Raw genomic sequence first — 21,485 nt, 5'->3', positions numbered from 1 at the left:
GACTGTGATAGACCCGGGCTGCAACGCCCGGGGCCTCAGGCATCACAGCTGGCACCCCTTGGATGGGCGGGCTAGACCAGCCCGCCAAAACGCCGGTAGTAGCTTTCGCCGACATCCGGCAACGGGCCATCGGCGTTCTCCAGGGCAGTGGCCAGCCATTCTTCGGCCCGGGCCTGGATCAGGCGATAGATGTTGCGACACAACTGGCGCGCCGCGCGGCCTTCCCAATCCCCGGGCAGCAGTTCGTCGGGCAGTTGCGGATCGCGCAGCAGCAGCTTGCGGTACTCATGAATCAGCAGCAGCCGGGCCAGGAAGCAATCCTGGGGCTGCAACTGCTCCTGCTCGCGCAGGGCCTGCCAGAGCGGGCGGAACAGCTGGATGAACTCGCTGTAGTGGGCTGCCAGTTCATCGATGTTCCAGCTTTCCCGCACTTGCAGGCGCAGGGCCCTGGAACCCAGGACATCCTGGGGCGTGGTCTCGAAGACGATGGTGTCTTCCTGGGCACCAAGCTCCGCCAGGGTGGCGTTGATATCGGCCCGATCACTGCGCGGGCAGGCCAGCAGTACCGGCGACATGGCGCCGAACCCCTGCCATTCCAACTCTTCGCGCACCTGCTTGCGCAACTCGACAGACAGTTGCGAGAGCATCACCAGGCACCAGGCGCCGTCCCAGGCCGGCACTCCGGCGCTGTACACGCGCTTGAAGGCTTTGTCGAAGCGCCGGCGTCCGGTCAGGGTCAGGCTGTAGTAACTGCGCCGGCCGACCTTTTCAGCGCTCAGCCAGCCCTCTTTGCTCAGGCGGAAGATCGAGGTGCGGATCAAGCGCTCGTTGATCCCCATGGGCTCCAGCAACTGAATCAGGCTGCCCAGCCACACCGTGCCGCCGTGGGGCTCGATGGCATCGCCGTACAGGGTGATGATCAGCGAACTGGCGCGGATCGGAGTCTGCTCCTGGAAACGTTTGATCAGGTGGTTCAGTGGCGCTAGGGACGACATGGATGTACCGGTAAAAAAGGAAGGAATATAGCGGGTTTCAGGCAGCTATAGCGCCCGGGCAGGTTCATGGGCGAGCCTTGGGGCGCAGCGCACTGTTGCCGATTCGCGGGCGTCCGGGCTCTGCCTCCCGCAGCGGCTCGCAAGGCCGCATCTGCTCCAGGCAACGCCTGGCCAGCTGTTGGTATTCGCGGGTCCCCGCCTGCTTCCAGGCCAGCTCCGCATCACTGAGCGGGCGGCTGACCCGGGCCGGCGTACCCATGATCAGCGACTGTGGCGCACACTCGAAGCCGGCCTTGACGAAGGCTGCCGCGGAAACGATGCAACGGGGCGCGATATGCGCGTTGTCCATCACCACCGCATTCATGCCCACCAGGGCGTCGGCGCCAATTCGACAGCCATGCAGGACAGCGCCATGACCTATATGGCCGTTGCGCTCGACCACCGTATCGCTGTCGGGAAAACCATGCATCACACACGTATCCTGCAGGTTTGCCCCCTCCTCCAGAACGATCCGCCCAAAATCGCCCCGCAAGCTGGCCAACGGGCCGACGTAACAATGGGCGCCGACAATCACATCACCAATCAGCACCGCTGAAGGGTGCACATAAGCGCTGGGGTCGACCACCGGGGTCAATCCATCGAGGCTGTAACAGGTCATGGAGAGGTTCCTTGAAGAACACGTCATCTGAAAGCAGGAAATACGATGAACTGCGGATGGCAGTTTGTATCAGATTATTGGCCACGCACAAGACCGGCGCCGCCGCAATCAGCCAGCCTGGCTGCTCCACAAAGACTTGTCAGTCCCGTATTTATCAAAGCCTTAGGCAGCCTGGAGGCTTTTGTCGTGAGCCTGGGGCTACAAAAAAAGCTGGACCGACACTCAAAATCAAGACACATTAAATTCACGTCGCTATTGTTTTTATGTATCGCATTGGCGATATACTCGACGAAAACCGGCCAACCAGCCGACCCGACAATCGAGCCGACCACCGGCCACCCCGAGGACATTCACCATGCCTCAACGCCTTGCCTCCACGCCTGTCGGTGGTGTTCGCCTGATCGCCCAGCACAGAGCGCCCCGCCCATGAACTTCACCACCATCCTGTTCTCCATCAGCGAGGGCGTGGCCCTTCTCAGCCTCAACCGCCCCGAACAGCTCAACAGCTTCAACCCGACGATGCACCGCGAGGTTCAGGCAGCCCTGGACCTGGTGCGCAATGACCCGCAGGTGCGGGTCCTGCTGCTGACCGGGGAAGGCCGGGGCTTCTGTGCCGGGCAGGACCTGGGCGAGCGCACCGTGGCACCCGGCGGCGCCGCGCCGGACCTGGGGGCCTCCATCGAAACCTTCTACAACCCCCTGGTGCGGGCCCTGCGGGACCTGCCGCTGCCGGTGATCTGCGCGGTCAACGGGGTGGCCGCCGGGGCCGGGGCCAACCTGCCCCTGGCCTGCGATCTGGTACTGGCCGCACGCTCGGCAAGCTTTATCCAGGCCTTCTGCAAGCTCGGGCTGGTTCCCGATTCCGGCGGTACCTGGCTGCTGCCGCGCCTGGTGGGCATGGCCCGGGCCAAGGCCCTGGCCCTGCTCGGCAACCGCCTGAGTGCCGAACAGGCCGAGCAGTGGGGCCTGATCTACCAGTGCGTGGATGATGCCCAACTGCGGGACCAGGCCCTGAGCCTGGCCCGGCACCTGGCCACCCAACCCACCTACGGCCTGGGCCTGATCAAGCGCAGCCTCAATGCCAGCCTGCACAACAGCTTCGATGAGCAACTGGACCTGGAGCGCGACCTGCAGCGCCTGGCCGGTTGCAGCGAGGACTACCGCGAAGGCGTCAGCGCCTTCATGGAAAAACGCAGCCCCGTGTTCAAGGGCTGCTGACCACGGCGACTCCAAGGAGGCCCCTGCATGACTGAACATGACGCCATGGAACTGGCCCGGCGCTGCGCCCGGACCCTGTTCGAACGTGACCCGGCAAGCAACGCCCTGGGCATGCGCCTGTTGTCGGTGGCGCCCGGTGCGGCGCGCCTGGGCATGAGCGTGCGGGCCGACATGCTGCAGGGCCACGGCACCTGCCACGGCGGCCTGATCTTCACCCTCGCCGACTCGGCCTTCGCCATTGCCTGCAACAGCCATGACCGGGCCACGGTGGCCCTGGGTTGCAGCATCGAGTACATCGCCCCGGCGCAGTTGGGCGACACCCTGACCGCCGACTGCCATGAACAGAACCGCGGCGGCCGCACCGGCCACTACGCGGTGCGCGTGGAAAACCAGCAGGGCCGGCTCATCGCCCTGCTCCAAGGCAAATCCTACCAAGTGCACGGCCCGGTGCTGACACAGGAGACCTCCCATGAATGACCCACTGCCCATCGATGCCGTCCGTATCCTCATTGGCAGCGCCGGGGCCGCTACGCGCTGTGCACCATGTGCATCGGTGTCGACCCGGGCATCGCGCTGATCAGCGAGCGGCTGCAAGCACAGTAAAAAGACTCCCCCGGGGCTCGCCTGCGCCCCGGGGCATGCACTCAGAGCCCGCCCGCCGGCGGGCTACAAGACAACAACAATTCGAGTGACACCATGAACATGCCGATTGCCGGAACCGTGCCCGACGCGCTGCTGGACCCGATGGAAACCGCCAGCATCGACCACCTGCGCCAGCACCAGCTGGAACGCCTGCGCTGGAGCCTGAACCACGCCTACGACAGGGTCCCGCTGTACCGCCAGCGCTTCGACCAGCTCGGGGTGCACCCCCAGGACATCAAGCGCCTGGAAGACCTGGCGCACCTGCCCTTCACGACCAAGGCCGATCTGCGCGACCACTACCCCTATGGCATGTTCGCCGTGCCCATGGACCAGGTGGTACGCCTGCACGCCTCCAGCGGCACCACCGGCAAGCCCACGGTGGTCGGCTACACCCGCAACGACATCGACATCTGGGCGCAGGTGGTGGCGCGCTCGATCCGCGCCGCCGGCGGCCGCCCCGGGGACAAGGTGCATATTTCCTATGGCTACGGCCTGTTCACCGGCGGCCTGGGGGCGCACTACGGCGCCGAACGCCTGGGCTGCACGGTGATCCCCATGTCCGGCGGCCAGACCGAGAAGCAGGTGCAACTGATCAAGGATTTCCAGCCGGACATCATCATGGTCACCCCCTCCTACATGCTCAACATCGCCGACGAGATCGAGCGCCAGGGCCTGGATCCGCACCAGTTGGCGCTGCGCCTGGGAATCTTCGGTGCCGAACCCTGGACCGACGAACTGCGCAGTGCCATCGAACAGCGCCTGGGCATCACTGCCCTAGACATCTACGGGCTGTCGGAAATCATCGGCCCCGGGGTGGCCATGGAATGCGCGCAGACCCGCGACGGCCCTACCCTCTGGGAGGATCACTTCTACCCGGAAATCATCGACCCGATCACCGGCCAGGTACTGGCCGATGGCGAACTGGGCGAGCTGGTGCTCACCTCCCTGACCAAGGAAGCGCTGCCGATGATCCGCTATCGCACCCGCGACCTGACCCGGCTGTTGCCGGGCACGGCGCGGCCCATGCGGCGCATCGACAAGATCACCGGGCGCAGCGACGACATGCTGATCATCCGCGGGGTCAACGTGTTCCCCACCCAGGTCGAAGAGCAGGTGCTGAAGGTCGGGCAACTGGCCCCCTGCTACGAGATCCACCTGTACCGCCACGGCAACCTCGACAGCGTTGATATCCACGTCGAGCTCAAGCCTGAGCACCAGCAACTGGGGGACGAGCAACAGCGGGCCCTCTGCGGCGATCTCAGCCGCCACATAAAGACCCATATCGGTATCAGCTCGCGTATCGTTTTGCAGCCGGCATTCAGCATCAAGCGCTCCGAAGGCAAGGCCTGCCGGGTAATCGACAAACGCAACCGCTAATCCATCCTTCCTGGAAGCCCCGCTGATGCGGGGCTTTTTTTTGCCTTGGCAAAGGCCCAGGGGGGCAATGCGATACCAAAATCAAACATGACACGTTATTTTATGTTTGATATTAATTTGCGTATCACATATAAACATTCCCATGCCCAGCCACACCTTCACACCGGGAGACGCCACATGTACGCACAGCTGGTAGAAACGGGGGTCAAGCGCGTCACGCCACTGGCCGAGATGTCCGAACAGGAACGCAGCTTCCAGCAAAGGATCGACGACGAGATCAAGATCGAAGCCAAGAACTGGATGCCCGAGGCCTACCGCCAGACCCTGATCCGGCAGATCTCCCAGCACGCCCATTCGGAAATCGTCGGCATGCTGCCCGAAGGCAACTGGGTCACCCGCGCCCCGACCTTCAAGCGCAAGCTGCAACTGATGGCCAAGATCCAGGACGAAGCCGGCCACGGCCTGTACCTGTACAGCGCCATGGAAACCCTGGGGGCCGACCGCGACGAAGAAGTGGCCCGGCTGCACAGCGGCAAGGCCAAGTATTCGAGCATCTTCAACTACCCGACCCTGAACTGGGCCGACATGGGCGCCGTGGGCTGGCTGGTGGATGGCGCGGCCATCGTCAACCAGGTGGTGCTGCAACGCACCTCCTACGGCCCCTACTCCCGGGCCATGGTGCGCATCTGCAAGGAAGAGAGCTTCCACCAGCGCCAGGGCTACGAAATCCTCCTGACCATGATGCGCGAGGGCAACCAGGCGCAGCGGGACATGGTCCAGGACGCCATCAACCGTCTCTGGTGGCCGGCCCTGATGATGTTTGGCCCCAGCGACGAACACTCCCCCAACAGTGCCCAGTCCATGGCCTGGAAGATCAAGCGCCAGAGCAACGACGAACTGCGCCAGCGCTTCATCGACCAAACCATCCCGCAACTGGAGCTGCTGGGCTGTACCTGCCCCGACCCGGAGCTTGCGTGGAACGCCGAGCGCGGCCATTACGACTTCGGCGAAATCCAGTGGGAAGAATTCTACGAAGTGCTCAAGGGCAACGGCCCGTGCAACCAGGAACGCCTGGACACCCGCCGCCAGGCCATCGAGGACGGCGCCTGGGTGCGGGCTGCCGCCGTGGCCCACGCCGCCCGGAAGGCCGCTCGCGACGCCGCCTGAGAGCCCGTTCACCCCCGGCCACTGCCCCCAGGGGCAATGGCCCTCCAGCCCTGATGTGGAGTCACTGCAATGTCTGAATGGACCCTCTACGAGGTTTTCGTGCGCAGCAAGCACGGCCTCAACCACAAGCATGTCGGCAGCGTGCACGCCGCCGATGCCCCGATGGCCATGGCCAACGCCCGCGACCTCTACACCCGGCGCAGCGAAGGCGTGAGCCTGTGGGTGGTGCCGTCGGCGCAGATCGTCGCCTCCTCGCCGGACGAAAAGGAGCCGCTGTTCGACCCGGCGGACGACAAGGTCTACCGCCACGCCAGCTTCTACCAGTTGCCCCCCGAAGTCGGACACATGTGAGGCCGGCCATGAACCCTGCAAACGATCTGCTCAACCATCTGCTGCGCCTGGGCGACAGTGCCCTGGTCCAGGGCCAGCGCCTGTGCGAATGGTGCGGCCGGGCCCCGGCCCTTGAAGAAGAACTGGCACTGATGAACGTCGGTCTCGACCTGGTGGGCCAGGCCCGCAACTGGCTGGACTATGCCGCCGAACTGCTGGCGGACGGGCGGGATGCCGACCATCTGGCCTTTCGCCGCGACGAACGCGCCTACCGCAACCTGCTGCTGGTGGAACAACCCAATGGCGACTTCGCGGTGACCATGCTCAAGCAGTTCTTCTACGACGCCTGGCACCTGGAAACCCTTCGTGGCCTGTGCCTTTCCAGCGATCCACGCATCGCCGGGGTCGCCGCCAAGGCGTTCAAGGAAGTCACCTACCACCTGCGTCGCTCCAGCGAATGGGTCGAGCGCCTGGGGGATGGCACCGAGGAAAGCCACCGGCGCATGCTCCAGGCCCTGCCGCGGCTGTGGCGCTTTACCGGGGAACTGATCGCCACCGATCCTGCGGAGAACGCGTTGCACCAGGCCGGGCTGCTGGCAGACCCGGCTCAGGTCGCCACCGCCTGGCAGGACAGGGTCGCCGCGGTGTTCGCCCGGGCCACCCTGCCTGTGCCCGAAGCGCCCAGCCACTTCTACCTGGATGCGCGCAAAGGCCTGCATACCGAACACCTGGGCCTGCTGCTGGCCCAGATGCAATCACTGCCGCGAGCCTATCCCGATGCGGTCTGGTGAGCTGATCGGCAGCGACCTGGGGGCACGCGACCCGTTGCCCGGGGACCTGGACACCGCCTGGGCCACCCTCGACCGGGTCATGGACCCGGAAGTGCCAGTGGTCAGCGTGCTCGACCTGGGCATCGTGCGCCACCTCGACTGGCACCAGGGGCACCTGCAGGTGGCGGTCACCCCGACCTACTCCGGCTGCCCGGCCACCGAGGTGATCGAAAGCGACATCCGCCAGGCCCTGGAGCGCGCCGGCTTCAAGGCCCCCAGGCTGCTGCGCCAGCTGACCCCGGCCTGGACCACCGACTGGATCACCGAGCGCGGGCGCCAGCGCCTGCAGGCCTACGGCATTGCACCGCCCTCGGGCAGCAGCAAGCGCAGCCTGCTGGGAGAAACGCCCCAGGTGCTCTGCCCGCAATGCGGCAGCGCCCACAGCGAGCGCCTCAGCGAGTTCGGCTCCACCGCCTGCAAGGCCCTGTATCGCTGCCGTGATTGCCTGGAACCCTTCGACTACTTCAAGTGCATCTGAGCGGCCCGGCGCCGCAGTGGAGAACCACCATGAGCCAGTTCCACCGCCTGACCATCAAGGACCTGCGCAATGAAACCCGCGACGCGGTGTCCATCGCCTTCGAGGTTCCCCCGCACCTGCAACAGCAGTTCCACTTCACCCAGGGTCAGCACCTGGTGCTGCGCACCGAGCTTGAAGGCGAGGAAGTGCGCCGCTCCTATTCGATCTGCACCGGGGTCAACGACGGTGAACTGCGCATCGCGGTCAAGCGCGTGGCCGGCGGGCGTTTCTCGGCCTTCGCCAATGAACGATTGCAGCCCGGCCACAGCCTGGACGTGATGCCCCCGGCCGGGCGTTTCCATGTGGAGCTGGACCCGGCGCGGCGCGGCCATTACCTGGCGGTGGCGGCCGGCAGCGGTATCACGCCGATCCTGTCGATCATCAAGAGCACCCTGCAAACCGAGCCTCACAGCCGGGTCACCCTGCTCTACGGCAACCGCTCCAGTAACTCGGCGCTGTTTCGCGAACAGCTTGAGGACCTGAAGAACCGCTACCTGCAGCGGCTGAACCTGATGTTCGTGTTCAGTCGCGAACGGCAGGACATCGACCTGTACAACGGGCGCATCGACCAGGACAAGTGCCAGCAGCTGTTTTCCCGCTGGCTCGACGTCCAGCAACTGGAGGCCGCGTTCATCTGCGGCCCCCAGGCCATGACCGAAACCGTGCGCGACAGCCTCAAGGCTGCCGGCATGCCGGCCGAGCGCATCCACTTCGAGCTGTTCCACGCCGACAGCGACGGGCACAAGCGCCAGGCCCGGGAAACCGCCCATGCCCTGGATGCCCGGCACAGCCGGGTCACCGTCATCAGCGACGGCCGCGCCCTGGCCTTCGACCTGCCGCGCAACAGCCAGAGCATTCTCGACGCCGGCAACGCCCAGGGCGCCGAACTGCCCTACTCGTGCAAGGCCGGAGTCTGCTCCACCTGCAAATGCAAGGTCATCGAAGGCGAAGTGGAAATGGACAGCAACCACGCCCTGGAAGACTACGAAGTCGCGGCCGGCTACGTCCTCTCCTGCCAATCGTTCCCGCTCAGCGACAAGGTGGTACTGGACTTCGACCAGCTCTGACTCCGGCGCTCCCCGCAGCCGCCCGTAGCCGCTGCCGAGCCCCAGCGAAGCTGCGAAAGGCCGCGCAGCGCCTTCACGTGCCACCAACAACAAAAACAAGAGAACGCGCCATGACCCCACAACAGATCGCCCGCATCACCCGCCATCCGGACTTCATCCAGCTGGTGCGGTGCAAGCAGCGCCTCTACTGGTCGCTGACCCTGATCATGCTCCTGGCCTACTACGGCTTCGTACTGCTGGTGGCTTTCCGCCCCGGGCTGCTGGGGCGCTCGTTGGCCGGCGGAGCCACCAGCGTCGGCATGCCGGTGGGCGTGGCTATGATCGGCCTGGCCTTTGCCCTCACCGGCTTCTACGTCTACCGCAGCAACCGCCTGCTGGACCCGCTGAACGACAAGCTCAAGCGCGAGTGCCAGCCATGAAGCGCCTGCTCGCTCTATTCCTGCTGCCCTGCCTGCTGGCCACCGATCTGGCCCTGGCGGCCGACACGCCGGCGCGGCCATTGAACTGGAACGCCATCGGCATGTTCCTGGTGTTTGTCCTGATGACCCTCGGCATCACCCGCTGGGCCGCCCGGCGCACCCGCTCCGCCAGCGACTTCTATACCGCCGGTGGCGGCATGAGCGGCTTGCAGAATGGCCTGGCGATCGCCGGCGACATGATTTCCGCGGCGTCCTTCCTCGGCATCTCGGCAATGATGTTCCTCAATGGCTACGACGGTCTGTTGTACGCCCTGGGGGTGCTGGCCGGCTGGCCGATCATCCTGTTCCTGATCGCCGAACGCCTGCGCAACCTGGGCAAGTACACCTTCGCCGACGTGGTGTCCTATCGCCTGGCCCAGACGCCGGTGCGCCTGACCTCGGCCTTCGGCACCCTGAGCGTGGCGCTGATGTACCTGGTGGCGCAGATGGTCGGCGCCGGCAAGCTGATCGAGCTGCTGTTCGGCATCAGCTACCTCTATGCGGTGATGCTGGTGGGCCTGCTGATGGTCTGCTACGTGACCTTCGGCGGCATGCTGGCCACCACCTGGGTACAGATCATCAAGGCGCTGATGCTGCTCTCGGGCACCAGCTTCATGGCCTTCATGGTGCTCAAGCACTTCGGCTTCAGCAGCGAGGCGCTGTTCGCCCAGGCCAGCGCGGTGCACGCCAAGGGCAGCGCGATCATGGCCCCGGGTGGGTTGCTGTCGAACCCCATCGATGCGATTTCCCTGGGGCTGGGCATGATGTTCGGCACCGCCGGCCTGCCGCACATCCTCATGCGCTTCTTCACCGTCAGCGATGCCCGGGAAGCGCGCAAGAGCGTGTTCTACGCCACCGGTTTCATCGGCTACTTCTACCTGCTGCTGATCATTGTCGGCTTCGGCGCCATCGTCATGGTCGGTACCGAGCCCCAGTACCGCGATGCCGGCGGCGCGATCATCGGCGGCGCCAACATGGTTGCCGTGCACCTGGCCCAGGCGGTGGGCGGCAACCTGTTCCTGGGCTTCATCTCGGCCGTGGCCTTCGCCACCATCCTGGCGGTGGTGGCCGGGCTGGCGCTGTCCGGCGCCTCGGCGGTCTCCCACGACCTGTACGCCTGCGTGCTGCGCAAGGGCCAGGCCAGCACCCGGCAGGAAATGCGCGTCTCGCGGATCGCCACCCTGTGCATCGGGGTGCTGGCGGTGCTGCTGGGGCTGTTGTTCGAATCGCAGAACATTGCCTTTCTCTCGGGGCTGGTGCTGGCCATCGCCGCTTCGGTGAATTTCCCGGTGCTGTTTCTTTCCATGTTCTGGAAAGGCCTCACCACTCGCGGCGCGGTGGGCGGCAGCCTGGCTGGCCTGGTCTCGGCGATTGTGCTGCTGATGCTCAGCCCGGCGGTCTGGGTCAATGTGCTGCATCACCCCCAGGCGCTGTTTCCCTATGCCAACCCGGCGCTGTTTTCCATGAGCCTGGCGTTCTTCTGTGCCTGGGCCTTCTCCGTCAGCGACCGCTCGCCCCGGGCCGAACTGGAGCGCGGGCGCTACCTGGCGCAGTTCATCCGTTCCATGACCGGCATTGGCGCATCCGGCGCCACTCATCACTGACCCCATCCATGAGCGCGGGCTGCCGCGCTCGAACCCGGTTCACCCTCTGGAGGAATCCCCATGCCACAGGCTCCTACCCTGCAAAGCTTCATCGCCGGCCGCTGGTTCGGCCAGCATCCGGCCCAGTCACTGCGCAGCGCCATTGATGGGCATGAAGTGGCGCGCACCCACGAGGAGGCCCCGGACTTCGCCGAGGCCCTGGCCTTTGGTCGCCATCAGGGCGGCAAGGCCTTGCTGGTCCTGGATTTCCAGCAGCGGGCCCAGCGCCTCAAGGCCCTGGCGCTGTATCTGAGCGAGCGCAAGGAGCAGCTCTATGCCCTGTCCCATCACAGCGGCGCGACGCGGGCCGACAGCTGGATCGATATCGAGGGCGGCAACAGCACCCTGTTCAGCTACGCCGGCCTCGGCGCCCGGGAACTGCCGTCGGGCAACCTGTTGCACGAAGGCCCGGCACAATCCCTGAGCAAGCTCGGCAGCTTTGCCGGCAGCCACATCCTGGTGCCCCGGGGTGGCGTGGCGGTGCACATCAACGCCTTCAACTTTCCGATCTGGGGCATGCTGGAAAAATTCGCCCCGTGCTTCCTCGCCGGCATGCCCTGCATCGTCAAGCCGGCCAGCGCCACCAGTTACCTGACCGAGGCCGCGATGCGGCTGATGCATGAATCCGGGCTGCTGCCCGAAGGCAGCCTGCAATTGGTGATAGGCGCTACCGGCGACCTGCTGGACCGCCTGCAAGGCCAGGACCTGGTGACCTTCACCGGCTCCGCCAGCACCGCCGGACGACTGCGGGCCAACCCGAACCTGATCCGTCATTCGGTACCCTTCAATGCCGAGGCCGACTCGCTGAACTGCGCGATCCTGGCCCCGGACGTAAGCCCGGACGACGAGGAATTCGAGCTGTTCATCAAGGAAGTGGCACGGGAAATGACGGTCAAGGCCGGGCAGAAATGCACCGCCATCCGCCGCGCCATCGTCCCTGCCAAACAACTGGATGCGGTGGCCACCAGGTTGCGCGAACGCCTGTCGAAGGTGGTGGTGGGCGACCCGGCGGTGGAAGGCGTGCGCATGGGCGCCCTGGCCTCCCATGAACAGCAGCGCGATGTGGCCGAGCGCCTGCAAAGCCTGCTGCACAGCAGCGACCTGCTGTTCGGTGCCCGGGACGGCTTCGAGCCCCGGGGCGCAAACGTCAGCCAGGGCGCGTTCTTCGCCCCGACCCTGTTGCTGGCGCGCGATCCCATGGCCGAGGGCGGCGCCCACGACATCGAAGCCTTTGGCCCGGTCAGCACCCTGATGGCCTATGACGACCTGGACCAGGCACTGGAGCTGGCCTCTCGCGGCAAGGGCAGCCTGGTGGCCAGCCTGGTCACCAAGAGCCCGGCCATTGCCGCCCAGGTCATTCCCCGGGCGGCGGCCTGGCACGGCCGCCTGCTGGTGCTGGACCGCGAGTGCGCCGGCGAATCCACCGGCCACGGCTCGCCGCTGCCGCAACTCAAGCACGGCGGCCCGGGGCGCGCCGGCGGCGGTGAAGAGCTGGGAGGCCTGCGAGCGGTCAAGCATTACCTGCAACGGGCGGCGATCCAGGGCTCGCCGAGCATGCTGGCGGCGGTAACCGGTGAATACGTGCGCGGCGCCAAAGTGCTCGAGACCGAGGTCCATCCCTTCCGCCGCTACTTCCAGGACCTGCGCATCGGCGAGTCCCTGCTGACCCACCGGCGCACCGTGACCGAGGCCGACCTGGTGAACTTCGGCTGCCTGTCCGGGGACCACTTCTACATGCATTTCGACGAGATTGCCGCCAAGGCGTCGCAGTTCGGCAAGCGCATCGCCCATGGCTATTTCGTGCTGTCGGCGGCGGCCGGGCTGTTCGTTTCCCCGGGCCCCGGCCCGGTGCTGGCCAACTACGGCCTGGACACCCTGCGCTTCATCACCCCGGTGGGCATTGGCGACACCCTGCAGGCGCGCCTGACCTGCAAGCGCAAGATCGACCAGGGCAAGCTCAGCCCCCAGGGCACGCCGCAAGGAGTGGTGGCCTGGGATGTGGAAGTCAGCAACCAGCTGGGCGAGGTGGTGGCCAGCTACGACATCCTGACCCTGGTGGCCAAGCGTACTGAGTAAAACCGTTGAAGACCGCGCAAGACTCAAGGCCCTCTTCGCCGGCAAGCCGGCTCCTACAACAGTTTCGCGCCGCCAGCCCCCCGTAGGAGCTGGCTTGCCAGCGAAGGCGTGCTTGAGGACTGCGCAAGCCTCAAGGCCCTCTTCGCCGGCAAGCCGGTTCCTACAACAGTTTTGCGCCGCCAGCCCCCCGTAGGAGCTGGCTTGCCAGCGAAGGCGTGCTTGAGGACTGCGCAAGGCTCAAGGCCCTCTTCGCCGGCAAGCCGGTTCCTACAACAGTTTTGCGCCGCCAGCCCCCCCGTAGGAGCTGGCTTGCCAGCGAAGGCGTGCTTGAGGACTGCGCAAGACTCGAGGCCCTCTTCTCCGGCAAGCCGGCTCCTACGGAAGGTCGTGCACTGGCGGCCGCTGGGGCGCTGGCGAAGTTTGTCGCAAAAGATTTCATCAATTCTTGATTCTCAATCCGCCATGGGGCAAGTTGCGCGCTTCTCACTACAAGGAGCCGCCAATGTCCGGTTCAATGGCCCAGGCGTTCGCCCACAATTTTCTCGGCCAATCACCCCGCTGGTACAAGGCAAGCATTGTCGCGTTCCTGTTGCTCAACCCTCTGCTGTTCTTCGCTGTCAGCCCGGCCGCCGCCGGCTGGTGCCTGGTGATCGAATTCATCTTCACCCTGGCCATGGCCCTCAAGTGCTACCCCTTGATGCCCGGCGGCCTGCTGCTGGTACAGGCACTGGTGCTGGGCATGACCACGCCCCAGGCGCTGTATGACGAGCTGGTGCACAACTTCCCGGTGATCCTGCTGCTGATGTTCATGGTGGCCGGCATCTATTTCATGAAGGAGTTGCTGCTCTACCTGTTCTCCCGGCTGCTGCTGGGGGTGCGCTCCAAGGCGCTGCTGGGCCTGCTGTTCTGCTTTCTCTCGGCCTTCCTCTCGGCCTTTCTCGACGCCCTGACCGTCACCGCGGTGATCATCAGCGCCGCGGTAGGCTTCTATTCGGTGTATCACCGGGTGGCGTCCGGCAATGACCCGCGCCAGGACAGCGCCTTCGCCGACGACCAACAGTTGCCTGCCCTGCATCATGACGACCTGGAGCAGTTCCGCGCCTTCCTGCGCAGCCTGCTGATGCATGGCGCCGTGGGCACCGCCCTGGGCGGTGTGTGCACCCTGGTGGGGGAACCGCAGAACCTGCTGATCGGCCATGAAATGGGCTGGCACTTCGCCGATTTCTTCAGCAAGGTGGCACCGGTTTCGATGCCGGTCCTGGCGGCTGGCCTGGTGACCTGCGTACTGCTGGAGAAGCTGCGCTGGTTCGGCTACGGCACCCTGCTGCCGGACAACGTGCGCCAGGTGCTGGCCAACTACGCCGCCGAGGACGATGCCCAGCGCACCTCGCGCCAGCGCGCGGCCCTGCTGGTGCAGGGGCTGGCGGCACTGATCCTGATCGTCGCCCTGGCCCTGCATGTGGCCGAGGTCGGGCTGATCGGCCTGCTGGTGATCGTACTGATCACCGCCTTTACCGGGATCACCGACGAGCACCGCCTGGGCAACGCGTTCAAGGACGCCATGCCTTTCACCGCCCTGCTGGTGGTGTTCTTTGCCGTGGTGGCGGTGATTCACCAGCAGCAGCTGTTCACCCCGTTGATCCAGTGGGTGCTGGCGCTGCCGGCGGACCAGCAGCCGGGCATGCTGTTCATTGCCAATGGCCTGCTCTCGGCCATCAGCGACAACGTGTTCGTGGCCACCATCTACATCACCGAAGTGAAACAGGCCTTCATCTCCGGGCAGATGAGCCGCGAGCACTTCGAAACCCTGGCGATCGCCATCAATACCGGTACCAACCTGCCGAGCGTGGCCACGCCCAACGGCCAGGCGGCCTTCCTGTTCCTGCTGACCTCGGCGATTGCGCCGCTGGTACGCCTGTCCTACGGACGGATGGTGTGGATGGCCCTGCCCTACACCGTGGTGATGGGGCTGCTGGGCTGGTACGCGGTGAGCTACTGGTTGTAACCGCCGCTTGGGGCGCCTCGGGACTGCAGATGGGGCGCAATGGGTGCAGGACTGGGGGCCGTGGCCCGGCGCGATGCCGGGCCACGGCCCTCAACGCATGAGGATATAGCGCTCGATGGCTTCGGCGGCGCCGTCTTCCAGGTTGCTGCCGGTGATCACATCAGCCTGGCGCTTGACCTGTTCTTCCGCCTGGCCCATGGCAATCGACAAGCCGGCACGCTGGAACATCGCCGGGTCGTTGCCGCCATCGCCCAGGGCCGCGGTGCGCTCCAGCGGCACCCCCAGGTATTCGGCCAGGGTCACCAGGGCCTGCCCCTTGTCCGCCTGCAAGGCAGTGAGATCGAGGAACCTGGGTTGGGAACGGGACGCCTGGGCCTGCCCTGCAGTGGCGGCCTGCAAGCGGGCCTCCAACTGCACCAGCAAGCGGTGATCGCTGCTGGCGGCGACGATCTTGTCGATGCGCGGCAGGTATTCCTCGAAGCTGTCCACCACCTTGGGGGCGTAACCCAGCGCCTGGCGCTCCAGGGGCATCAGGGCACCGTCCAGGTTGCGCAGCAGCCATTCGTTGTCGGCAAACACCCAGGTCTCGACCTGTGGGCAGGGTTCGAACAGCAGCAAGGCGGTGACCGCCGCTTCCACCGGAACATGGTGGCGAGCCAGGAAACTGCCATCGGGCTTGACGATACTGCCGCCGTTGAAGCCGGCAGTGGGCAGGTCGACGCCCAGGGCCTCGATCTGCTGCAGCATGGCCCGCGGCGGCCGTCCGGTGGCCAGGCTGAAGGCTACCCCGGCCTCGCGCAGCGCACGGACCGCGTCCAGGGTGCGGGGGCTGAGGCTATGGTCGGGGCGCAACAGGGTGCCGTCCATGTCACTGAGGAGGAACTCGACAGGCCGCGCCTGCACGCCACTCACCCCAGGGGTCGCCATACGCGGCCATCCCGGGCCAGCAGTTCATCCCCGGCTGCCGGGCCATCCACGCCCGCCGGGTAGTTCTGCAAGCTGGCGTCCTGTTGCCAGGCATCGAGGAAGGGTTGCACCGCGCGCCAGCCGTTCTCGATGTTGTCGGCGCGCTGGAACAGGGTCTGGTCGCCGATCAGGCAGTCGTAGATCAGGGTTTCGTAGCCGGTGGAGGGCTGCATCTCGAAAAAGTCGCGGTAGGCAAAACCCAGTTCGATGTTGGCCATGTCCAGGCTCGGCCCGGGCTTTTTCGCCAGCAGGTCGAACCACATGCCTTCGTTGGGCTGGATCTGGATCCGCAGGTAGGTCGGCAACAGGCGCTCGACCTCGGTATCGCGGAACTGTGCATAGGGCGCCGGCTTGAAGCAGATGACGATCTCGGTGTCGCGCACACTCATGCGCTTGCCGGTGCGCAGGTAGAACGGCACCCCGACCCAGCGCCAGTTGTCGATCATCACCTTCAGCGCAACGTAGGTTTCGGTGCTGCTGTCCGGCGCCACGTTGGCTTCCTCGCGGTAGCCCGCCAGGGCCTTGCCGGCCACTTCACCGGCGCTGTACTGGCCGCGCACCGAGTTGGCCCGGGCCTCTTCCACGGACCAGGGGCGGATAGCCCCCACCACCTTGGCCTTTTCGCCACGTACCGCATCGGCGCCAAAGGCAGCGGGCGGCTCCATGGCCACCATCGCCAGCAACTGGAACAGGTGGTTGGGCACCATGTCCCGCAGGGCACCGGTGTGTTCATAAAAGCTGCCACGGGTTTCCACGCCGACGGTTTCCGCCGCGGTGATCTGCACGTGGTCGATGTAATGGTTGTTCCAGAATGCCTCGAACAGGCTGTTGGAAAAACGGCTGACCAGGATGTTCTGGACCGTTTCCTTGCCCAGGTAATGGTCGATGCGATAGATCTGCTTCTCGCTCATGACCTTGAGCAGGCAGCCGTTGAGGGCTTCGGCGGTCTGCAGGTCGGAGCCGAAGGGCTTTTCAATCACCACCCGGCGAAAAGCCTGCGGCCCCTCCTCCAGCAACCCGGCGCTGCCCAGGCGGCGCACCACTTCACTGAAGAAGCGCGGTGCGGTGGCCAGGTAGAACACCGCGTTGCCGGTGCCGCTGGCGGCAATCCGCGCCGCCAGTTCGGCATAGGTGGAGTCGTCGAGAAAATCGCCCTGGACATAGCTGATGCCCCGGGTCAGGCGGGCCCAGACGGCGGCATCCACCGCCGCCCCCTGGCCTTGCTTGTTGAGCACTTCATCGCGAAGGAAGTCTTCCAGCAGCGTGGCGAACTCGGCGTCGCTCACCGCGTTGTGGTCAACGCCGACAATCCGCAGCCCCTCATCCAGCAAACCGTCGCGGCTGAGGTTGTACAGCGCCGGCATCAGCAGGCGCTTGACCAGATCACCGCGGGCGCCGAACAGGAACAGCGTGGTCGGCGGCGCCGGCAACGCCTTGGACTTCTTTCGCGTGGTGGTCATTTTTTCCCGGTCTCCACATGGCCGCCAAAGCCGAAACGCATGGCCGACAGCAGCTTGTCACCGTAGGTGCCCTGGCCGCGGGAGCGGTAGCGGGAGAACAGCGAGTTGGACAGTACCGGCACCGGCACCGATTGCTCCATGGCCGCTTCGATGGTCCAGCGCCCTTCGCCACTGTCGGCCACCGAGCCGGAGAAGCCGTCGAGCTTCGGATCGCCCGCCAGGGCATCGGCGGTCAGGTCCAGCAGCCATGAGGACACCACGCTGCCACGGCGCCAGACTTCGGCGATATCGGCGACATTGAGGTCGAAGCGCTGGTCTTCCGGAAGGCTTTCCGAGGCCTTGGTCTTGAGGATGTCGAAGCCCTCGGCGAAGGCCTGCATCATGCCGTACTCGATGCCGTTATGGATCATCTTGACGAAGTGCCCGGAGCCGGCCGGGCCGGCGTGGATGTAGCCGCGTTCGGCACGGTCGTCATCGGCGACCCGGTCCTTGGTCCGCGGGATGGTGCCCATGCCGGGCGCCAGGGCGGCGAACAGCGGGTCCAGGCGCAGCACTTCGGCGGCGTCGCCGCCGATCATCATGCAGTAGCCACGCTCCAGGCCCCAGACGCCGCCGGAGGTGCCGACGTCGATGTACTTCAGGCCCTTTTGCGCCAGGTCGCGGGCGCGGCGGATGTCGTCTTTATAGTAGGTGTTGCCACCGTCGATGATCACATCGCCCGGCTCCAGCAACTGGCTGAGGGTGTCGATGGTGTCTTCGGTGGGTGCGCCCGCGGGCAGCATGACCCAGACCGCCCGGGGCTTTTCCAGGCCCGCCACCAGGGCCGGCAGGTCGGCGACGCCCTTGGCGCCTTCAGCGGCCAGGGTGCTGACGAAGTCGGTGTTGCGGTCAAAGACTACGGTCTCGTGCCCATTGAGCATCAGGCGCCGTGCAATGTTGCCGCCCATGCGGCCCAGTCCAATAATCCCCAGTTGCATGTGCTGATGCTCCTACTGCAAAAATTCTGATCAAAAAAAGTTATAGCCCAGTGGGCCGGGGCAAAATCCCGAGGGGCGCAACTATACAAGGCAAGAAGCCCCAAGACAGCGCAATCTTCAGACAGATTCCGAGTTTTTACCCCCGACGGCGCGAATTACCCATCGACCGGCCCCAGCCAATTCCCCTGACGGGCAGCAGAGCAATGAAGATTAGTCCCGTGCCAGCCCCTGAAGTTTCCCTGGCCCTGGGTGGATAACGCTGCAAGTCTGCGCGAAGACACAGCGACCGCGAAAAATAAAAAAGTTCCCTTTGCCCGAAAAAGAAATAAAATTGCCGCCGATAGTGCTTTGCGCAAGGGATGCGGCCAGCGAAGCATAGTTGAGACACGCCATTTGCGAGGTGAAGCAATGGGCACAGTACTACCGGCACGACCAGCACAAACCCTGTACGTCACCATTCGTCGTGACGAATTGCGTCAACTCAAAGACGAACGCGATCAACTGCAACGGGAGCTCGCACAATTGCGCCTGCAGTTGCAAAGCCAGGGTCAACCGGCGCCGCTACACCTCTCCTCCGCGAGCTGAGCCTCGCCCCTGAACGCAGGCCCGACCTGCGTTCAGCCCCGCTGCAGGTCCCGGGCCAAGCCGCCTTCCCTCGCCATACCGCCATAGCCCCCCGTTGCAGACCACAAAATAGCGACGTTCAGCTGACAAAGTTTTCACACTTGCCTGTCGATACTCCCGGCCATTGTGGCCGTCTTGTTACAAGACGGCGCTCATTCGCGACGCCCTTGGCGCGCAATGAATCTGGATCCCTGGGGAGCGCTCAATGGCATTGTTCAAACGCAGTAGTGCATCTGCGAAAGGTTTTGACTGGATGGGGCTGCTCTGGCTGTTCCTGTTCTTCTGGTATTTCTCCGGCATCACCCAACTGCTGATCCAGCTGACCGACACCTCCGGCTTCACCGGTTTCCGCCAGGCGTTCTTCATGAGCGCCATCTGGCTGGCACCGATGCTGCTGTTCCCGGCGCGCACCAAAGTCATGGCCGCCGTGATCGGCGTGGTGCTCTGGGCCTGTTCCATGGCCAGCCTGGGCTACTTCTTCGTCTACCAGCAGGAGTTCTCGCAAAGCGTCATCTTCATCATGTTCGAGTCCAACCCCTCGGAAGCCGGTGAATACCTGACCCAGTACTTTGCCTGGTGGATGCTCCTGGCGTTCCTCGCCCACAGCGCATTCGCCTTCTTCCTCTGGACCCGCCTGCGCCCGGTCTACCTGCCTCGGGGCCAGGCCCTGGTGGCGGCGACCGCAATCCTGGTGGCCATCGTCGGCTACCCGCTGGTCAAGCAGATCTCCCGCGCCGATACCCTGGCCGCCGGCCTGGAGAAATTCGAAACCCGCATCGAGCCCGCCGTGCCCTGGCAGATGGTGATTGCCTATCGCCGCTACCGCGAGCAACTGGACGGCATGCAGGGCATGCTCGCCAGCGCCAGCAAGATCGCCCCCCTGACCAACCTCAAGGACAGCATGGCCAACCAGCCGGCGACCCTGGTACTGGTCATCGGCGAATCCACCAACCGCCAGCGCATGAGCCTGTACGGCTACCCGCGCCAGACCACCCCGGAGCTGGACAAGCTCAAGGATCAGCTGGCGATCTTCAACAACGTCATCACCCCGCGCCCCTACACCATCGAGGCGCTGCAGCAGGTACTGACCTTCGCCGACGAAGAAAACCCCGACCTGTACCTCAAGAGCCCGTCCCTGGTCAGCGTGATGAAGCAGGCCGGCTACAAAACCTACTGGATCACCAACCAGCAGACCATGACCAAGCGCAACACCATGCTCACCACCTTCTCCGAACAGGCGGACGAGCAGGTCTACCTGAACAACAACCGCAACCAGAACGCCCGCCAGTACGACGGCGACGTGCTCGAACCGTTCTCCAAGGCCCTGGCCGACAGCGCACCGCGCAAGTTCATCGTGGTCCACCTGCTGGGCACCCACATGAGCTACCAGTACCGCTATCCGCCCAGCTTCGACAAGTTCAATGATCGCCAGGGCGTACCGGCCGGCGTGCGCGACGACCAGTTGCCCACCTACAACAGCTACGACAACGCCGTGCTGTACAACGACTTCGTGGTCTCGAACCTGATCAAGAACTACGCCAAGACCGACCCCAACGGTTTCCTGCTGTACCTCTCGGACCACGGCGAGGACGTCTTCGACTCCGCCGGCCATGACACCCTGGGCCGCAACGAAGCCCGGCCGACGGCGCCGATGTACACCATTCCGTTCATGGCCTGGGCCTCGCCGAAATGGCGGGAAACCCATGACTGGAGCTTTGCCTCGGACCTCAGCCGCCCCTACATGAGTTCCCAGCTGATTCACACCTGGGCGGACCTGGCGGGCCTGAGTTTCGATGAGCTGGACCACAGCCGCAGCCTGGTGAGCGACAGCTTCAAGCCACGCCCGCTGCTGATCGGCGACCCCTACTCGCGCCAGAGCAAGCCCTTGATCGACTTCAGCCTGATGAAACCCAAGGCTCCGGTCGAAGCCACGGTGGTACAGAAGTAAGCCCCCTGTCACGCCCGCAGGATCCGGCTTGCCGGCAAACAGCCCCGAGAACCCTGGCCGGTTCCCGGGGCTTTTTTTTGCACCAGGCCGCGTCCGCAGGCGGCGCCTTCAAGGCGGTGCCCTTGCCGGCCAGCGCAGCCAAGCGCCGGCAAAGACACATGATGTCGAAATTGTAATCAGCACTTCAGGCTGACGTTAACCCTCGCTTAATACACTTCGGTGAAACTTTCGCCCATCACTTCTTGTGCAGGGACGTAACAAGTACCGAACATTCTTAAGCAGGAAAAACAGCATGAAACTTTCAACTTTGGTATTAAGCGGCCTGATTCTGGTAGGTTCCAGCGCGGCCTTTGCCGAAGGTGGCTCGGAAAATATGCAGCGCTTCTATGACAACTTCCGCGTTAGCCAGCAGCAACTTCATGGCGACAAGACCGAAAACACCGCAAAAGCCGAAAAGCAGAAATCCGAGCCCAACTATTCCGCCTCGGATGCCAAGCAACAACAGCCTGGTGCCTGACCCCCAGTTC

At 64.8% G+C, this 21,485-nt stretch carries 20 protein-coding genes; 15 read left to right on the top strand and 5 right to left on the bottom strand.

All coding sequences use genetic code 11. From position 1 onward, the window contains the following. Nucleotides 1–71: 71 nt before the first annotated feature. Entirely contained in the window at nt 72–995 is a 924-nt protein-coding gene (gene paaX, locus BM382_RS02865; RefSeq protein ID WP_011061415.1) for a phenylacetic acid degradation operon negative regulatory protein PaaX, read from the bottom strand. A gap of 64 nt (nt 996–1,059) precedes the next feature. Further along, complete coding sequence (paaY, locus tag BM382_RS02860; RefSeq protein WP_011061416.1) at nt 1,060–1,653, bottom strand: phenylacetic acid degradation protein PaaY; 594 nt, start codon at nt 1,651–1,653, stop codon at nt 1,060–1,062. Between the two features lie 426 nt (nt 1,654–2,079). On the opposite strand from paaY, the gene paaG reads away from it, so the two are divergent. From paaG to nhaB, 12 genes are all read left to right on the top strand, one after another. Further along, nucleotides 2,080–2,871: a 2-(1,2-epoxy-1,2-dihydrophenyl)acetyl-CoA isomerase PaaG gene (paaG, locus tag BM382_RS02855; RefSeq protein WP_011061417.1), complete on the top strand. Its 792-nt coding sequence runs from the start codon at nt 2,080–2,082 to the stop codon at nt 2,869–2,871. A 27-nt stretch (nt 2,872–2,898) separates the two neighbouring features. Continuing rightward, nucleotides 2,899–3,348 (top strand): hydroxyphenylacetyl-CoA thioesterase PaaI, encoded by a 450-nt coding sequence (gene paaI / locus BM382_RS02850; protein WP_011061418.1) that lies wholly within the window; start codon nt 2,899–2,901, stop codon nt 3,346–3,348. A 219-nt stretch (nt 3,349–3,567) separates the two neighbouring features. After that, nucleotides 3,568–4,890: a phenylacetate--CoA ligase PaaK gene (gene paaK, locus BM382_RS02845; RefSeq protein WP_072441766.1), complete on the top strand. Its 1,323-nt coding sequence runs from the start codon at nt 3,568–3,570 to the stop codon at nt 4,888–4,890. Nucleotides 4,891–5,067: 177 nt separating this feature from the next. Further along, nucleotides 5,068–6,057 (top strand): 1,2-phenylacetyl-CoA epoxidase subunit PaaA, encoded by a 990-nt coding sequence (gene paaA / locus BM382_RS02840; protein ID WP_011061420.1) that lies wholly within the window; start codon nt 5,068–5,070, stop codon nt 6,055–6,057. A gap of 69 nt (nt 6,058–6,126) precedes the next feature. Next, nucleotides 6,127–6,408, top strand: coding sequence for a 1,2-phenylacetyl-CoA epoxidase subunit PaaB (gene paaB / locus BM382_RS02835; protein ID WP_011061421.1), 282 nt, complete (start codon nt 6,127–6,129; stop codon nt 6,406–6,408). Nucleotides 6,409–6,416: 8 nt separating this feature from the next. Continuing rightward, nucleotides 6,417–7,178 carry a 1,2-phenylacetyl-CoA epoxidase subunit PaaC gene (paaC, locus tag BM382_RS02830; protein ID WP_011061422.1) on the top strand — a complete coding sequence of 254 codons (762 nt, stop codon included), beginning with the start codon at nt 6,417–6,419 and terminating at the stop codon, nt 7,176–7,178. Beyond that, nucleotides 7,165–7,695, top strand: coding sequence for a 1,2-phenylacetyl-CoA epoxidase subunit PaaD (gene paaD / locus BM382_RS02825; RefSeq protein WP_011061423.1), 531 nt, complete (start codon nt 7,165–7,167; stop codon nt 7,693–7,695). Before paaC ends, paaD begins: the two co-directional genes overlap by 14 nt. A gap of 29 nt (nt 7,696–7,724) precedes the next feature. Next, the gene (paaE, locus tag BM382_RS02820; RefSeq protein ID WP_072441764.1) at nt 7,725–8,801 is read left to right on the top strand and encodes a 1,2-phenylacetyl-CoA epoxidase subunit PaaE; all 1,077 of its coding nucleotides are present in this window, start codon (nt 7,725–7,727) and stop codon (nt 8,799–8,801) included. A 110-nt stretch (nt 8,802–8,911) separates the two neighbouring features. Then, on the top strand, nt 8,912–9,220 hold the full coding sequence (locus BM382_RS02815) for a DUF485 domain-containing protein (RefSeq protein ID WP_072441763.1): 309 nt from the start codon (nt 8,912–8,914) through the stop codon (nt 9,218–9,220). After that, a complete protein-coding gene (locus BM382_RS02810) occupies nt 9,217–10,863 on the top strand; it encodes a cation acetate symporter (RefSeq protein WP_072441761.1) in 1,647 nt (548 codons plus the stop codon). The genes BM382_RS02815 and BM382_RS02810 overlap by 4 nt, the downstream gene beginning before the upstream one ends. A gap of 60 nt (nt 10,864–10,923) precedes the next feature. Beyond that, a complete protein-coding gene (paaZ, locus tag BM382_RS02805; RefSeq protein WP_072441759.1) occupies nt 10,924–12,978 on the top strand; it encodes a phenylacetic acid degradation bifunctional protein PaaZ in 2,055 nt (684 codons plus the stop codon). A 502-nt stretch (nt 12,979–13,480) separates the two neighbouring features. Next, nucleotides 13,481–14,983 (top strand): sodium/proton antiporter NhaB, encoded by a 1,503-nt coding sequence (gene nhaB / locus BM382_RS02800; protein ID WP_019093618.1) that lies wholly within the window; start codon nt 13,481–13,483, stop codon nt 14,981–14,983. Between the two features lie 90 nt (nt 14,984–15,073). On the opposite strand, the gene BM382_RS02795 is transcribed toward nhaB, so the two are convergent. The 3 genes from BM382_RS02795 to gnd are packed head-to-tail and all read right to left on the bottom strand — an operon-like array spanning nt 15,074 to nt 18,386. Then, nucleotides 15,074–15,910 carry an HAD family hydrolase gene (locus tag BM382_RS02795; protein WP_015635706.1) on the bottom strand — a complete coding sequence of 279 codons (837 nt, stop codon included), beginning with the start codon at nt 15,908–15,910 and terminating at the stop codon, nt 15,074–15,076. Further along, nucleotides 15,892–17,409, bottom strand: a complete 1,518-nt coding sequence (gene zwf / locus BM382_RS02790; RefSeq protein ID WP_072441757.1) for a glucose-6-phosphate dehydrogenase — start codon at nt 17,407–17,409, stop codon at nt 15,892–15,894. Before zwf ends, BM382_RS02795 begins: the two co-directional genes overlap by 19 nt. Continuing rightward, complete coding sequence (gnd, locus tag BM382_RS02785) at nt 17,406–18,386, bottom strand: phosphogluconate dehydrogenase (NAD(+)-dependent, decarboxylating) (RefSeq protein WP_011061431.1); 981 nt, start codon at nt 18,384–18,386, stop codon at nt 17,406–17,408. The genes zwf and gnd overlap by 4 nt, the downstream gene beginning before the upstream one ends. Nucleotides 18,387–18,794: 408 nt before the next feature. Here gnd and BM382_RS31820 point away from each other — a divergent pair, with 408 nt between their 5' ends. From BM382_RS31820 to BM382_RS02775, 3 genes are all read left to right on the top strand, one after another. Beyond that, a complete protein-coding gene (locus BM382_RS31820) occupies nt 18,795–18,971 on the top strand; it encodes a DUF6026 family protein (RefSeq protein ID WP_015635709.1) in 177 nt (58 codons plus the stop codon). 244 nt (nt 18,972–19,215) lie between these two features. After that, a complete protein-coding gene (locus BM382_RS02780) occupies nt 19,216–20,958 on the top strand; it encodes a phosphoethanolamine transferase CptA (RefSeq protein WP_011061432.1) in 1,743 nt (580 codons plus the stop codon). Between the two features lie 292 nt (nt 20,959–21,250). After that, nucleotides 21,251–21,475 carry a hypothetical protein gene (locus BM382_RS02775; RefSeq protein ID WP_015635710.1) on the top strand — a complete coding sequence of 75 codons (225 nt, stop codon included), beginning with the start codon at nt 21,251–21,253 and terminating at the stop codon, nt 21,473–21,475. Nucleotides 21,476–21,485 lie beyond the last annotated feature (10 nt).

This window comes from Pseudomonas sp. NFPP25 (genome assembly GCF_900116505.1).
GTDB lineage: Bacteria > Pseudomonadota > Gammaproteobacteria > Pseudomonadales > Pseudomonadaceae > Aquipseudomonas > Aquipseudomonas protegens.
Note: the sequence above shows the minus strand (reverse complement) of the source record. Positions and strands in the feature narration are given on the sequence as shown.